This is a genomic window from Vibrio sp. Vb0667 (assembly GCF_033391095.1).
The window spans coordinates 1-1,035 of record NZ_JAWPOL010000407.1 but is presented as its reverse complement, the minus strand read 5'-3'; the positions used below and the strand labels follow the sequence as shown (position 1 = coordinate 1,035).

Sequence of the window (1,035 nt, the reverse complement as noted above, 5' to 3'; positions counted from 1 at the left end):
GCTTGTATGCTTCCGAAGCCAACTCTTTAAAACCATCTTCCGTTTTCACAATCATGAAAACAGGAATGTTATTTTCGTTCGCGATTTCCATGCCTTTTTCTTCGCCTAGCACCATAAGACCCGTTGCTAGACCGTCAGCAGTCATCGACGATTTGTCCAATACTGTCACAGACACCACTTTATGATGAATTGGTTTGCCTGTTTGCGGATTGATAATGTGAGAGTATCGCACACCATTGCTCTCAAAGTAATTACGGTAGGCACCACTTGTTGCAATTGCCATGTCACCTGGTTCGATGATCTCTTGAATAGATCGCTCATCAACCGTTGGTTTCTCAATCGCGATTCGCCATGGCACACCTTCTCGGTTGATACCTTTCAAACGCATTTCGCCACCAACTTCGACCATGTAGTTTTTGATCCCTACCGATTGTAGGTAATCAGCAACCACATCAACCCCCCAACCTTTTGCAATCGTTGACAGATCAACATACAAATTAGGAATGTCCTTTGACAGTTTATTGCCATCAACGGTCAGGTGGTGAATCCCAGTGTTTGCCTTACGAGCCGCTAACTCTTCATCAGAAGGCACTACGTCAGGGCGAGCTTCTGGGCCAAAGCCCCAAAGGTTAACCAGAGGACCAACCGTTACATCGAGCGCACCTAAAGTTAGACCATTGAGACGAACCGCTTCTTTTACTACGGTTGCCGTTTGCGCTGACACTTCGAAAGGCTCACTTGTTTGATGCTGGTTAAAACGACTCAGCTCTGAGTCTTCACGGTAAGTCGACATTTGATCGTTGACTTCTTCAAGCAGGCGATCGATTTCCGTTTGCAGAGCCTTCGGCGTCGGAATGCCGTCTTGCTCAATGTATTTAATGTTGTAAGAAGTCCCCATTGTAGGACCGCTTAGATGAATTTGATCAGCAGGCTGTTCACAACCAGCCAAAATCAATAGAGAAGCAAATGCAACAAGCCACTTTTTCACTTGTTTACTCCCATTGTTGTTGAATTGATATGGGAAATAGGACCATG

General features: G+C 45.4%; 1 protein-coding gene. It reads right to left on the bottom strand.

The window, feature by feature from the left end; genetic code table 11:
• Positions 1 to 988: FAD:protein FMN transferase (locus tag R8269_RS26255; protein ID WP_318223042.1), on the bottom strand; the 988-nt coding region annotated here is incomplete at its 3' end.
• Between the last annotated feature and the right edge of the window lie 47 nt (positions 989 to 1,035).